The organism is Sulfitobacter sp. SK012 (genome assembly GCF_003352085.1).
Lineage (GTDB): Bacteria > Pseudomonadota > Alphaproteobacteria > Rhodobacterales > Rhodobacteraceae > Sulfitobacter.
The window spans coordinates 1149779-1163579 of sequence record NZ_CP025804.1 but is presented as its reverse complement, the minus strand read 5'-3'; the positions used below and the strand labels follow the sequence as shown (position 1 = coordinate 1163579).

Genomic DNA, 13801 nt, shown 5'->3' with positions numbered 1-13801 from the left:
CTTAGCGTTCCCGCATGGCCTCTAATCGGGCCTTGCGGAACGGCTTAAGCAGGTAATCCAACACCGTGCGTTCGCCAGTGAGAATATCCACCGAGGCCACCATTCCTGGTCGGATATTCAAAACCGTGCTGCCGCGTTGGAGGCTGTTTTCCTCGGTCTCGACGATGATCGGGTAATAGATCTCTCCCGTTGCTTCGTCTTGTTCCGCATCAACACCAATACGTGCGACATGACCTTTCAGCGCGCCATAGATGGTAAAATCGAACGACGTCAGCTTAACACTTGCGGGTAAATCGGGTCGTATGAAGGCTATGTCCTCGGGTCGCACCCGTGCCTCGACCTGGAGCAGATCACCAATGGGTACGATGCGGAGCACCTCTTCACCCGGTGAGATCACCGCCCCGATTGTATTGACGTTTAGTGCGGAAACAACGCCATCTACCGGTGCTCTCAAGGCTGCACGCGAAACCACGTAGGAGGCGCTCTTAAGGCTCTCTTGGATCACGCTTAGTTGGTTAAGCGTGTCAGAGCGCTCAATGTTGATTTCCGCCCGCCTTTGCAGTTCGGCTTCAGCCAAACGCGCGCGGGCTTCGGTGAGTGCAGTCAGGGCCTGATCCCGGCGGCTACGCAATCCGTCGCGTTCTTGCCTACGAGAAGATCGTTCCCGCTCAATCGGTAGAATTTGAACGCGCGGCACGACACCACTATCGGTTTTGATCTGAATCTCTTCGTCAAGCAGCGCAATGTTCTCTTCCACCCGCTCCATTGCCGCCTCGACCTCGGAAATCTCCTGAGCACGCTGCTGGGATTGTGCCTCAAGAACAACACGTTGCCCGAGGTAGGAAGCCGTTCGGCTCTCAAAAAGAGCGATCTCGCGCAACGCCAATGGGCTATCGAGGTCGATGTTAGTTTCAGAAAAATCCGGGATGTCCGGGCCAACAAGTTCAGCCCCCAATCTCAGGCTGCGTGCGCTTAGCGCTTTTTGCTGGGCACGAAACTCACCCAAATTCGCCGCCGATCCAGTATCATCCAACCGTGCCAATACCTGCCCGGCCGTGACAAGATCCCCTTCAGCAACAAGTATCTCTCTAACTATTCCGCCCTCTAGGCTTTCGACAGTGCGCGCACGACCAGATGGAACGACCCGCCCCTGGGCGCGGGCGACCTCTTCTATTCTAGCGAAAGCGGCCCAAACAATTCCTGCGGTGACCATCAGAACGATGATAAGCAAAAACATGGCGAGCCACCCTGAAGAACGGCGCAACTTCGATGCGTCGCGCCCATCAGCAAAGTCGATAATCTCCCAGTCCCGCTTGCTCAAACCTTATCTCTTTCGTCTTTACGGCTTAGCTGCTCAATGACCTGCGCTTTGGGACCATCCATCACCAACCCGCCCTGATCCAGAAGGATCAACCGGTCCACCAGTTCCAGCAATCCCATGCGATGCGTTGAGACAATGAGTGACATAGGCCATTCGTCCAGCACCCGCGTCAGGCTTTGGATGAACAGTTTTTCGCTTTGCGTGTCCATTGATGACGTCGGTTCATCCAGAATCAACACCCGTGGACGTGGCAGCAACGCACGCGCAAGAGCAACCATTTGCCGTTGCCCACCAGACAGATTGCGCCCACGCTCGCCAATGGGCATGGCAAACCCTTGAGGATGAGCCGCTGCGATACGGTCAACTCCCGCCAAACGCGCGACACGCAGCAAATCTTCGCTGGTGGCCTGCGGCACTCCGAATGCAATATTTTCAGCAAGCGTCCCGGAAAAGAGCACAGCCTCTTGAGGGACCAGCTGAACATCTCGTCGCAAACGGGCCGACCCAAGTTGAGAAATGTTCAACCCGTCCAACAAGACCATGCCATTGGTGGGCGCGTAGAGGCCTGAAATGACGCGCACAAGACTGGTCTTGCCCGCCCCCACAGGACCAACAAGCCCGATCCGTTCCCGCGGTCCAGTCTTGAACGAAATATCTTGAATAGCCGGCACCTTGGCCCCTTCGTATTGAAGCGACACTTGGCGAAGTTCAAAGGCTCCGTCCTCGGTAGTGGCGTTCATTGTGACACCCGGTGCGCTCTTGTCTGAGGGACGCGACATAAGTTCGTTCAGACTGCGCAGCGTTGATACTGCAAACCCGGCACGGACAAAAAGCCCCGCCAAGGCAGCCGTCGGTGCCATGGCACGACCCGAAAGGATCATCGCTGCGATCACCGCACCCATTGTCAGGCTACCGTCCAACGCGAGGTAAACTCCAAGGATCACAATACCGATGGATGAAACCTGTTGGCCAAGTGCCGTCAACGTTGTCGCGAAGGTTGCCAGCCGCTTGCTGCGTTCTTGCGCGCGGGCACTTTCTGCAACTTGCTTTTCCCAGCGCGCCTGCATGCGATTTTGACCAGAAATGGCCTTTAGTGTTTCAAGATCCGTGATGGCCTCTACCGCAACCGCGTTCTTTACACCGCTGGTCTGTCTTGCGGCATTGGACGCAGTGCGTAACGGGACAAGTATGACAAGGCCCATAATAATAACGACGGTCAGCGCGATAGCAGGAGGCCACGCCAAAGGCCCCCCGATATAGGCAATCACAGCAATAAACAGGAATGCGAAGGCCAAATCGGTCAATGAAGCCAGCGTTTGGGACGAAAAGAAATCACGAACTTGCTCGTAATCCTTGAGGTTATTGATCAAGGAACCCGCAGATTGCGTTTCAGCATCAAGCCTCAGATCGGCAATATGCCTAAATATTTCTGATGACACCGCTAGATCAACGCGGCGAGAAACTTTATCCACGACCAGCGCTCTTATCCATTTCAGTATCGCATCGAACGTTAGGGCAAGCCCAACACCCAAAACCAATGACCATAACGTGATGAGAGCGGCGTTTGGAAAGACGCGATCGTAAACGTTCATCGTGAAGATCGGAACAGCAAGCGCCAATAGGTTGATGAGCGCAGAAGCTAGGATCACCTGCATGAAGTCGGGCCAGAACTGGGAAACAACGCTCCAATACCAGTGACGCACGGCAGGAGACGCCGAAGGATCGGGGCTGCTCTCGGCATTGACCTGCAGCAACAGAGCGTGACCTGCGTAAGCCGCCTCAAGATCTGCCACTGGGAGTTCCAGGGCATCATCCGACCGTGTTGGCCAAATCACCCGCGCTGTTTTTTCGTCCCTCTGGACCAATACGCAGGCATCCCGGTCGGTTGTGAAAAGAACTGCAGGCAAAACTGAATCCGGCAGATCGGTTATATCGCGACGGGTAATATGTGCTCGATGCCCGTGCGCCTCAACCGCCCTCAAACCCGTTTTAGGGGTTAGTTGACCATCATCGTCGAGTGCCAAGCCGAGGAGCAAAGCATCCTCGCCAATATCATGGCCGCGCAATCGCAAACAGGTTGAAATCGCTGCTGCCAAAGGATCACGGGGATCCTGTTTAAAGGACCACTTCTTTCTTGGCTCAACCCGGTTATCACGTGCGACGACCTTCGGCGAAACCTTCACTCGGCTGAGCTTCTTTGGATCTGGCGAGGTGTCCTGAACGATGGGGTTTCTCCGGTGGCGAAGTTAGACCGATTAGCCGTCACTCAAGCGACTTGCGCCATTCTTTGAAAGACTTGGCATCCAAGCGTTGCCGGTCTCCATTTTTGTCCAGAGCAGGCACGCCTTGCCGTTCTCTCGCATACACCTTGGCATCTTCAGGCACGGGTACATCCAGTGTTGGCAGTAGAATGCCAATAGAAGCCAATATCCGGTATCTCACGTAGTTTTCGAGCGACCGGGCATTGACCAAGTTGGCCTGAGCCTGAAACAGTGCGTTTTGGGTATTCAAAACATCCAACAAGGAACGCTGGCCTACGTCAAATTCGGCCTCGTAAGTCTGGCGCAGCTTCAGTGCAATGTCAGCCTGAGCTTGAATGGTCTTGGTCCGTCGCTGCGCTGACTGAAGGGTCGACCAGCTTTGGCGCACTTCGCGTTCAACAAGCCGTGTCTGAGAGAGAAGCCGTGAGCGGCTTTCACCAACGCGACGTATCTGTTCTTGGCGCGCAGAACGTTTGGACGTTCCTTGGAATTCATACCGCAGCACCAAACCGACCTTTGCATCAGCGACATTGCCTTCGTAGCCGCCAACATCATTGCCGAACCGTCCATCCGCCTCGAGAAAGAGTTTTGGAGCAGCGTTCGCGTCCACCCGGCGAGACTGAGCTTCTGCTGCGCCTATGTCGGATTGCAAAAACAAAATGCTGGGGTTTTGGGTGCGTCCAATTTGTAGTGCAGCCTCCAGATTGGAGGGGACAGAACCAGCAATATTAGGAACTGTGCCTAAGCCTTTGGGTTCGACCCCGACAACAGCAAGAAAGAGAGATTCGATATCATCTTTGTCCAGATCAAACGCAAGAATGGTGTCCTCAGCCAAAAGAAACCGTTCCTCAGCTTGTTGAAGGTCACCTATCGAAACAACGCCCTGATCATAGGCGCGGCGCACGCGGTCCAGCGCAGTTGAATGATAATCACGGTTTTTCTTAGCAAACGCCGTCAGCGACCTAATGCGAAGTACATCCGAATAAAGCCGGACTGCCTCAAGAGAAAGCACCTCAGATCTTTCAAGAACGCGGTAGGCTGCCGCGTCGATGCGGTAAGCTTGCCGGTCAATCTCGGATCGCGTTTCAAACCCGTCAAACAGTAGCTGCGAAACGCGCCCGCTGATTTCATAGCCATTCACCCAGCTATCTGCCGACGACAGATCGGGCGTGGTCGAGCCATCATTCAAGCTTGATCCGGCAAAGGCTTCCAATTCAAAGCGAGGCGCACGCAAACTGCGTGCCTGGTCCAATTCAAACTCAATCGCTTGTTTGTTCGACTCGGCTGTTTTGATATCGGGGTTGGTTTCAAGGACGTAAAGGATCACATCTTTGAGAGACAGTGCAAGCGAGGCACTGGGCAACAACAGACACGAAATGCTAAGTAACGCAGAAATACAAAGTCTAGATTTCACTGACGTCCCCCTTCAAACAAACTAGTTAACTAAACACTGACAAACCGTTTGAACTACCTCCACGTTCGGGAGGGGGTTGGTCAACCTGAAAATCTACATTTGTACTTACATCGGCTGGGAACCGCATGTTATCCAGTGAATCTAGAAACTTTGGAGGCTCAAAAATGAGTTCGCTTACGATTAGAGGATTTTGGGCCGTCTTATTGGTCCTGTTGCTTCCTATCGCGGGCCAAGCCTCCGAAATTGGGACTGTGAATTTCAAATTCGATTCGGACCAGCTGGATGCCCAAGGGCAGGCTCAGGTCGCCGAAATCGCCCAGCGGCTGAAAAGCGTGAGCAGTTATAAGCCTACGGTTGTTGTTGGTTACACGGACGCTGTCGGGTCCTCGTCTTACAATCAATCTCTGGGTCAACGCCGTGCAGACACCGTGGCCAAAGAACTTTCGTCAGCCGGTGTGCCAATCGACAGGATTGGGACTGTCAAAAGCCGAGGCAAAAGCGATCTGTTGATCAAAGTAGCATCAGCTGAGCGTCAAAATCGCCGCGTCACGGTCGAACTTTCAGATATCCTTGCCGCCTGTCAGAGTTTCCGTGCTGTTCCTTTGGCACAATCCGCCATCGGAGACGAGTTGCAACAGGATCTGCTTAACCGCCTGTCTGAGGCTGTTATCTCCTATGATCGGTTCAACGGGAACGGAGCGAATGGTTCTGCATTTCAGATGGCAGGCGCCGCAAGACAAGATTGCGGCCAAGCTGTCGGGTATGGCGCGGACTCTGTCCGCAAGTTGGAATATGCAAAGAAGTGTTTTTGCAATTCAGCTCGATTGCAAACGGCACTCGGAAACACGCCGTAATTCAATTGGCACGCTGTGAAATCGAACTGACAGCAGCTCAATTGGTGCCTTCGTTAAAGTAGGCTGAGTAGGCGAGATTTGAACAAGATAGTTTTGGGTTGTGTTTCTTGTTACCTTGGCCTTCTCATTTTTTTGGCCATGACTTCCTGCATCTTACGCAGAGCGTCGTCTGGTAAGTGAGCACACAGTGCTACCAGACGAATTCGAGCCAACCGTAGTACAGACCCAACGTGGCTCCGCCTGGACAGTTTGCAGAATTCTATTCATGGCGTTTTAAAAATTGACCAGACCCTCTCAAATAGCCCCATTTCCCCAAATATACAGCTTGCGTAATACGGCTGCTGGCGGCCCTACGCCGTAATCGACGAAGGGTACAAAATGTCTGATCGCTTGGTCCTCATACTCGCTTCTGTCGGTCTTGTTCCAATCGCATTCTCTTATGGATTGATCCCCTAGAAATCGGTAACTGAACTATTGGGATTTCCAGTTTAGGGGACAGATCAAACCCATGTCTTTCGCGCGATCATGGGCCTCTATCTGGCGAATGTCTGCTTTTGGCTTGCGGGCCGTTGCGTGCTCCGTTCACGCGCCCAGCCCTATGGAGCCTATTCATCTTTATGAGCGGGCTTGCTGCTAGCCGGATTGTCAGCATCCTTGTTGATGGCATGCCGAATTTTGTCCTATTGTTCTATTTGTTTGCCGAAATTACATTCGCTGTGCTGGCGCTTACGGCAATCAAGAGGAACCCGTAGTTCAGGTGGGAAGTTATATGACGCAATCATGGTTTTCGTTTCTTGTCGCGGCGTTTGTTGCATGCGCCGGCATCACCGCAAGCGCCGATGAGACAAAACAAGCAGCCGTCGATCAGTCCTTTGAGGCTGTGCAGGCCGCAGTTTCGGCGGCGGGTTTGGTAGAGATCATTCAAATTGACCACGCAAGGTTGGCTGCAGCGGTGGGTGTAGAAATGCCATCCGCCCGCGTCCAGCTTTTTTCTGATCCAAATCTCAATGCCCTAGTTTTAAAAGAGAATATTCGGGCAGGTCTGGATTTACCGTTCCGGGCTCTGTCTTATGATGAAGGGGGAGTTCCAGCTCTTTCCTACACCTCATCGGCCTTCCTAGCGCAACGACATGGCTTGACCGCTACGCTCGCTGATTTTGATGCCCGGTTGAGTGATGTCTTCTCACAAGTGGAAGAACTGTCGCCACAGCAGGTCGCGACGCAAGATATCACACCTGATTTTGCGATCCTTGAGATCGAATCAAAATATGGGGTCAAGGAAACTGTTGCACGGCTAAGAGATGTTGTTACGGCCCAATCAGATACGATCTGGTTTGGCGATATCGACTTTCAGGCAGAAGCAGCTGACTACAATGTGTCATTGGTGCCTGCGCAGCTTCTTTTGTTTGGTGGCCCGGCACCGGGCGGCGTTGCGATGGCGGAGTTTCCGGCCATTGGGTTAGATGCATTTTGCCAAAAATTGCTGGTTTATGAGGGCAGTGATGGCAAGGCAATTGTGATATTCAATGACATCGCAGCCCTGGCACGCCTCCACTACGGTCGCTCCACTGAACCTCATAACCTATTAAACCAAAGACTAACTGCGACCTTTAGCGGGGCTGTCGAATGACGCGCGGTTCAACTGCATTTCGTTAGTAACGGAATATATTTTGAGTTACTTTCTTAACCGAAATGCGCAGGTTTCTACTACTTTCTCGCTTTTGGCTAAGGTCCTTTTTGCCATAAAAATCTTCTGCGGAGATTGCAGCGATGGTTCGCAGAAGCAAACAAACACGGGTTCCTGCAAACCTGCGGTTTTTACGAAGTTGCCTAAAACATCCCATAAGCTGACACCAAAGACGGCGAGAAGGTTCCAGAAACTGAGGTCGCCCCACAAGCCCGATTTTCGCTGCAACACACATTACCCACTTCAGCCCGGAACATAGCGGCCTTGCCGCTCAAGCCTGCGTGTCTTGCAATAATCCAGCCCAATCGGGATGTTGGCGAGACGGATTACATTAGGGTCGAGTTTCACGGTCCTATCACGAGTGCATCCGCACTACGGACTTTCGCTGCGGTTCGAACGAACCCCTACTGCATGGACAAAACCGCCAACTTTGGTCTCACCTTCCGGCCACCCTTCGCTCCCCGCCCCCGGAAACCACCGCGCTGATTGACCGGTCGCAAACTACGCGTTAGCTTTCAAGTTGACCACTAACCTGCGGGTTTCCACGAACTGCTTTGAATTTAGCAATGCCAAGAAATTTTCAGGTTTTGAAGGAGACAAAATGCCTGGCTATACCTACAAGGGACTGGGATGGCTGACCCTTGCGTTGTTCGCAACTCAGGTGTCTGCGCAAGACGGATCGCAGATCGCGCAGAATCGGGCCCGCGGTGAAGAAATAAACAATGGCACCAATCCGACCCTGCTGACTTCAACTGCAGGCATCCAGTATCAATACAATCAGATCAACCCCGATTTGAATGCAGGTTTGTTTGAGATGTTTTATCGCATTCCATTCGGGCCAACCAAGAACATGGCCTTTGAGTTTACTTTGCCCTACGCAGATGGCGCATTCGATGACAGTTACGATTTAGGTGACGTCAGTTTTAAGTTCATGCATGTGGTGGATGTGAACGAACGCCGTGGGATCGCCTATACTGCAGAGTACTTTTTTGACACCGCAGGCCGGCCCGAATTGGGATATGGCGAAGATGTACTGGAACTGAGCGCGTTCTATGCTTTTTTTCAGGAAGGTGGAAATATTTTTGCACCTGCAATTGTACAAACCATTGGTCTCGAAGGCAAAGATCAGCTTGGCAATGAGATAAACAGGACCACGATTGATTTTTACTATGTTCCAAAACTTGCCAATCCGAAATTTTTTGTCACCTTTGACCCGGCTCTCAGTTATGACTGGGACACCGATGAAGGTTTTGGCAGCCTTCAGGTGACTTTCGGGATGCTTACAGGCAGGGCTCTAGGGGGCGATGGCCAGGTTTTCATAAAACCGGGGATATACGCAGGCGGCAACCGCCCCGTCGATTTCTCGGTCCAAATCGGGTATAAAATCCTCAACTTCTAATTAGCACAATTTTTTATTGCAGCTTTTCGCCGCAAGAATAGGATATCAAAATGACAGAACGGACCCGGTTTAATCGCGTGTCAGCGGCAGCGGCGATGGTGTTTTGTGCAGTATCCGCACCGGCATGGGCGCAAGATGTTACACTGATTACCAATGTGAATATTTTTGACGGTGTTAACGAAGCGCTGATTGAGAATGCCAATGTGGTGATCACGGACAACCTGATCACAACGATTTCCTCCGAGCCTCTCGCAGTCGCCAATGGCGTTATCATCGACGGCGGCGGGCGCACGTTGATGCCCGGCCTGATAGACGCGCATTGGCATACGCTTTATTGCTGCAACCCCCAAAGTGTCATTGCGACCGGCGACATTCTTGAGGTTGCGGTTCGCGGTGCCATCGGGTCCGAAGGTACGTTGTTACGTGGCTTCACATCCGTGCGCGATGTCGGCGGCAATTCCTTTGCTATCAAACGGATGATCGACGCAGGCGAAATCAAAGGGCCCCGTATCCTGCCCTCAGGCCCGCCCGTTACCCAGACTGGTGGTCACTTTGATTATCGCCCCTATCAAGCGGTGCCCACCAACCCGTCAGATTCACAATGGTATTGGTATAGCGTCGGGTTGATGGCGCAGGCCGATGGTGTGCCAGAAGTGATCAAGCGAGCTCGCGAGATCATGCGCATGGGCGCAACCCAGCTTAAGATTTCCACTGGTGGCGGGGTTTCATCAACGTATGATCCGCTGGATGTGCGCCAATACACCAAAGCCGAGATCGAAGCGTTCGTGGAAGTGGCCGATACCTACAACACCTATGTCGCATCTCATGTTTTTACCGACGATGCCGTCGAAATAGCCGTCGCAGCGGGAGTGAAGTCCATCGAGCATGGTTTCCTCATGAGCCGCGAGACGATGGAACTCATGCGCGACAATGACGTCTGGCTGTCGGTGCAGCCCCTGCTGGATGATGAAGACGGTTTCTCTTTCGATGATCCCGTCAGTCAGCAGAAATGGATCGACGTCACGAACGGCACAGATTTCACCTATAAGACGGCGAAAGATGTTGGCGTGAAGGTCGCTTTTGGCACTGACATCCTGTTCGACCCTGCGCTGGCTGAACGTCAGGGCGCGTTTCTTGCCAAGTTGCAGCGCTGGTATACCCCCTATGAGGTGCTCAAGATGGCGACCTCGACCAATGCCGAGCTACTTGAACTATCCGGTCCACGCCACCCCTATCAACAAGGCGATTTGGGTGTGATTGCAGAAGGCGCTTACGCCGACTTGATCCTTGTTGACGGCAATCCACTAGAAGATATCGACTTGATCGTAGACCCTCATGAAAATTTCGACCTGATCATGAAAGACGGCAAGATTTACAAAAACACACTGGATTGATTTTGAGGCAGCAGCTTTTTCAATGGCTGATTTCTTTCGGCTGCTCTGGGCTTAGCCTGTTGAAAATCCGAGTTTAGGCATGAATATCTGGGCAGCTGAATACTGCCCTAAAACCTAGCCTCACAGCAAACGGCAGTTGCGAAACATCTGCACTGTAAAACGGTGCGCCGAATATTGTTTGGCAATTCTGCGGCGATGCGAATGTCGGTTTTGGAAACGCCCCGCGACCGTTCCAGCGGCCTCACCTAGTGAACGACATCGTTTTCTTCAATGGAGCATACACATCCCACCGATATCTGCCGCCAAGCGGGTTGGAACTACATTTTTCGTCAATCTCTGGTCTCCACTGAGAGGATACTTACCAAAGGACGTAGGGGATTGATTTAACTCGAGGAAACGAAATGTTTCTATGGGGTATTGAATTTTTCGATTTTCCAATGTGGCCGTTGTTATCGAGATATCACCGAGAGAGCGGCTGATAGTATGACGTCCCAACCACTTCCGGTTTTTGCCTGAGATCGTTTCAATACAGTGTGGTCCTGATGACACGCAGCTTCCTGTTGTCTTGCTGTCAATCCGGAGTGCGTTCGGGTTAAAACCATCTAGCATACCCCACAATCGGCTGGTTGCAGATAGAAGGAGTTGAGATGGAAAAGCGGGTTTTGATCACAGCAGGTGCGTCAGGCATCGGGCGCGCGATGGGCGAGGTTTTTGCCGCTAAGGGCGCGCAAATTTGGGTGACCGACATTAATGACGAAGCCCTCGCACAGGTTCCCAAAGATTGGCGGCGTAGTCCGGTAAATGCGGCAGACGAAGCGCAGATGGCAGCATTGTTTGGCCAAGTCGCGCGTGACTGGGGCGGGGTCGATGTGCTTTGTGCGAATGCCGGAGTAGCAGGCCCGACAGCCTTAGTTGAAGACATTGCGCTAGAGGATTGGAAAAGCTGTGTTTCTGTTAATCTTGAAGGCGCTTTCCTAGCTGCGAAATACACTGCACCCATGATGAAGGCGCAAAAATCAGGAGCGATTATTTTGACCTCATCGACAGCAGGAATCTATGGGTATCCCAATAGAGCACCCTACTCAGCGGCAAAATGGGCGGTCATTGGCCTTATGAAAACATTGGCCATGGAATTAGGCCCATTTGGCGTGCGGGCCAATGCGATTTGCCCCGGCGCGGTGGAAGGGCCGCGTATGGAAGGCGTGCTAGAGCGGGAGGCGGTGGCAAAGGGGATGACACGTGACCAAGTCTATGAAGGTTATGCGGTCGGAACCTCGATGCGTTCTTTTGTGACGGCGCAGGATGTCGCCAATATGGCTGAATTTCTAGGAAGTGATGCTGCACGGCTTGTCTCAGGGCAAACGATCGCGGTGGACGGGCATACAGAAAACCCGGACCCTAAGGTGTAACATCGAGCGGACTGAAAATTACGAAAGCCCGCAGATTGCGAAAGGCACTCGCACGCTTAGGCAGTTACGGTCAGGTGAAAAAGGCGGCGGTACGCTCAATGGTCCAAAAAGCAGCGACACTGCCAATCATGTATCCCGCCAGTGAAGTTCCAAACCCCACCAATCTTGGATTGGGAGACGCCCATGCTGCTATTGCCCTTCGGAACACCATCGCGATGACAAGCAAGCAGGCGACAAACACCAACTGTCCGGCTTCTATCCCAAAGTTGAAAGCCACAAGCGCGATCGGAATTTCGGATTGAGGCAATCCAATTTCCTGCAATGCGCCCGCAAACCCCAATCCGTGTAACAGACCAAAAGCAAATGCGACCAACCAAGGTGATCGCTGCATCATGGTCTGGCGGTCTTTGTGTTTGTTCACGATTTCGACCGCTAGAAACGCGATTGAGAGGGCGATCACAGCTTCGACGGGAGGCGCTGGCAGCGAAACCCATCCTGTAGTGGCTGCTGCCAAGGTAATACTATGAGAAACGGTGAACGCTGTGATCGTCCAAATCAAATTGCGGCGGTCGGGTACAAGGAGAAGCAAAGCAAAGACAAAAAGAAGATGATCAATACCACCCAGAATATGGTCAAAACCAAGCGTAAAATAACTTGATATTACCGATAGGGTAGTCAGCGCTTCGGGCAATGTGGCTGATGGTGCATCAGGCGTTAATCGCAATGTTGTCGCTGATGCGCCCGGCTCTGGCACAAAGCGAACGAGCACATCAGTCGCAGTGCTCTCAAGCCCATCTATAAAGACTTCCCCTTCCCAGATAGGGTTCTCACAGGTCGCGATCCAACCGCTTACATATGCACGACCATCGAAACGGGGCATGGACCCTCGCCGCGGTTCACACCCCTCGGGGAGCTCTGCCTCAATTTCCATCGGACGTCCGCTAACGTCCGGCACACGCCAAGTTACCTGCCATTGGTTATCTGCAGCAGGCCCAATCTCAAGATACCCGGGTTCAAGAGCATGGCCGTGAGACGGCGTGGCCAGCACAAGCCCGATCAAGCAAGCAAACATCGCGCAGAGGGCTTGCTTCATTGTGAGAGCACCTGAGACACGTCGGGCATCACAATGTCATATTGATCTCGAAGCAGCTCGAACCGCTCGCTGCGCAACTCTTCGGCTTTGTTGTGACGCCAGTCTAATTCAACACGCGCGCGTATCTGTTCAAAGGGTGGCAAAACACCGGGCTCACGTTGATCAAGACGCACAAGATGTTGACCGTATCCGGATGTAATCGGCCCGCTCCAAACACCAGGCTCTAACTTTTCAATTTGCTCAAACATACCCTGCCCAAATGCACCATCTACTGCCGCAGCGGGTATCGGGGACACCAGCGCAGGTAACAAAGATCTGGCACCAAGTTGGGTAAAGTCTTCACCTGCCGCAAGATCTGCGAGCACAGCGGACATGGATGCTTCGACTGGTTCGGCAAGCAAGATTTGCGAGAACGCGATGCGTGCCGCGCTATGGTAGGCCTCGGCATTCTGGGTGAAGTACGATTTCAAAACGGCGTCATCCGTAAGAGAAGCCTCTGCACCGGCTTCGGTCAGGAATTCCATTTTCTGGCTCAGACGTTTGCGTACGATTGTATCGCCTTGATCCAAACCCAGCTTCAGGGCTTCTCGGACGTAGATTTCCTCGCGCACAAAAGAAGCGACAATGGCATCGAGTTCCTTTTCGGATGGAAGCCGCTTCCACGTTGCCTTGAATTGGGAGGCAAGCCATTGGGCATCTTGTGTGGACACGACGATGCTTGGGCGGTCAGGTTTTGGCGGCGTATCGTCTACCAATGAGTATAGCGAAAACAGCACGGCACCGATGACAAAGAAATGAAACAAGGGTTGCCGCAAGAAAGAGAGAAACATTGTAGTGGTTATCCAGTAATCAGGTCCCAATCGGAGCCCTATTTCAGCGCCCAAAATACCTTAGAAAGGAAATACGTCCCAAAGGAAACGACGAACTGAACTTATGTTGTTTTCAAGGTCATATTATAGTCGAATTGGA

The 13801-nt window shown here is 52.6% G+C and carries 11 protein-coding genes; 6 read left to right on the top strand and 5 right to left on the bottom strand.

The window, feature by feature from the left end; genetic code table 11:
• Position 1 precedes the first annotated feature (1 nt).
• From C1J03_RS05825 to C1J03_RS05815, 3 genes are all read right to left on the bottom strand, one after another.
• A complete protein-coding gene (locus C1J03_RS05825; protein ID WP_254694190.1) occupies positions 2-1321 on the bottom strand; it encodes an HlyD family type I secretion periplasmic adaptor subunit in 1320 nt (439 codons plus the stop codon).
• Positions 1318-3504: a type I secretion system permease/ATPase gene (locus tag C1J03_RS05820; protein ID WP_114884595.1), complete on the bottom strand. Its 2187-nt coding sequence runs from the start codon at positions 3502-3504 to the stop codon at positions 1318-1320. The genes C1J03_RS05825 and C1J03_RS05820 overlap by 4 nt, the downstream gene beginning before the upstream one ends.
• Before the next feature lie 79 nt (positions 3505-3583).
• The gene (locus C1J03_RS05815; RefSeq protein WP_114884593.1) at positions 3584-4996 is read right to left on the bottom strand and encodes a TolC family protein; all 1413 of its coding nucleotides are present in this window, start codon (positions 4994-4996) and stop codon (positions 3584-3586) included.
• A 164-nt stretch (positions 4997-5160) separates the two neighbouring features.
• On the opposite strand from C1J03_RS05815, the gene C1J03_RS05810 reads away from it, so the two are divergent.
• The 6 genes from C1J03_RS05810 to C1J03_RS05785 all read left to right on the top strand — a co-directional run bounded on the left by C1J03_RS05810 (position 5161) and on the right by C1J03_RS05785 (position 11739).
• Positions 5161-5850, top strand: a complete 690-nt coding sequence (locus tag C1J03_RS05810) for an OmpA family protein (protein ID WP_114884591.1) — start codon at positions 5161-5163, stop codon at positions 5848-5850.
• 554 nt (positions 5851-6404) lie between these two features.
• Complete coding sequence (locus C1J03_RS26035) at positions 6405-6602, top strand: DUF4345 family protein (protein WP_368073921.1); 198 nt, start codon at positions 6405-6407, stop codon at positions 6600-6602.
• Between the two features lie 17 nt (positions 6603-6619).
• Entirely contained in the window at positions 6620-7480 is an 861-nt protein-coding gene (locus C1J03_RS05800) for a DUF302 domain-containing protein (protein WP_114884586.1), read from the top strand.
• Between the two features lie 658 nt (positions 7481-8138).
• Positions 8139-8936, top strand: a complete 798-nt coding sequence (locus C1J03_RS05795; RefSeq protein WP_114884584.1) for a hypothetical protein — start codon at positions 8139-8141, stop codon at positions 8934-8936.
• Positions 8937-8986: 50 nt separating this feature from the next.
• Positions 8987-10330 (top strand): metal-dependent hydrolase family protein, encoded by a 1344-nt coding sequence (locus C1J03_RS05790; RefSeq protein WP_114884583.1) that lies wholly within the window; start codon positions 8987-8989, stop codon positions 10328-10330.
• A gap of 647 nt (positions 10331-10977) precedes the next feature.
• Complete coding sequence (locus C1J03_RS05785; protein ID WP_174234443.1) at positions 10978-11739, top strand: SDR family oxidoreductase; 762 nt, start codon at positions 10978-10980, stop codon at positions 11737-11739.
• Between the two features lie 70 nt (positions 11740-11809).
• Here the strand turns inward: C1J03_RS05785 and C1J03_RS05780 are convergent, their stop codons facing one another.
• On the bottom strand, positions 11810-12832 hold the full coding sequence (locus C1J03_RS05780) for a HupE/UreJ family protein (protein ID WP_254694189.1): 1023 nt from the start codon (positions 12830-12832) through the stop codon (positions 11810-11812).
• Positions 12829-13662, bottom strand: a complete 834-nt coding sequence (locus C1J03_RS05775) for a peptidyl-prolyl cis-trans isomerase (protein WP_114884575.1) — start codon at positions 13660-13662, stop codon at positions 12829-12831. The genes C1J03_RS05780 and C1J03_RS05775 overlap by 4 nt, the downstream gene beginning before the upstream one ends.
• Positions 13663-13801: the final 139 nt, after the last annotated feature.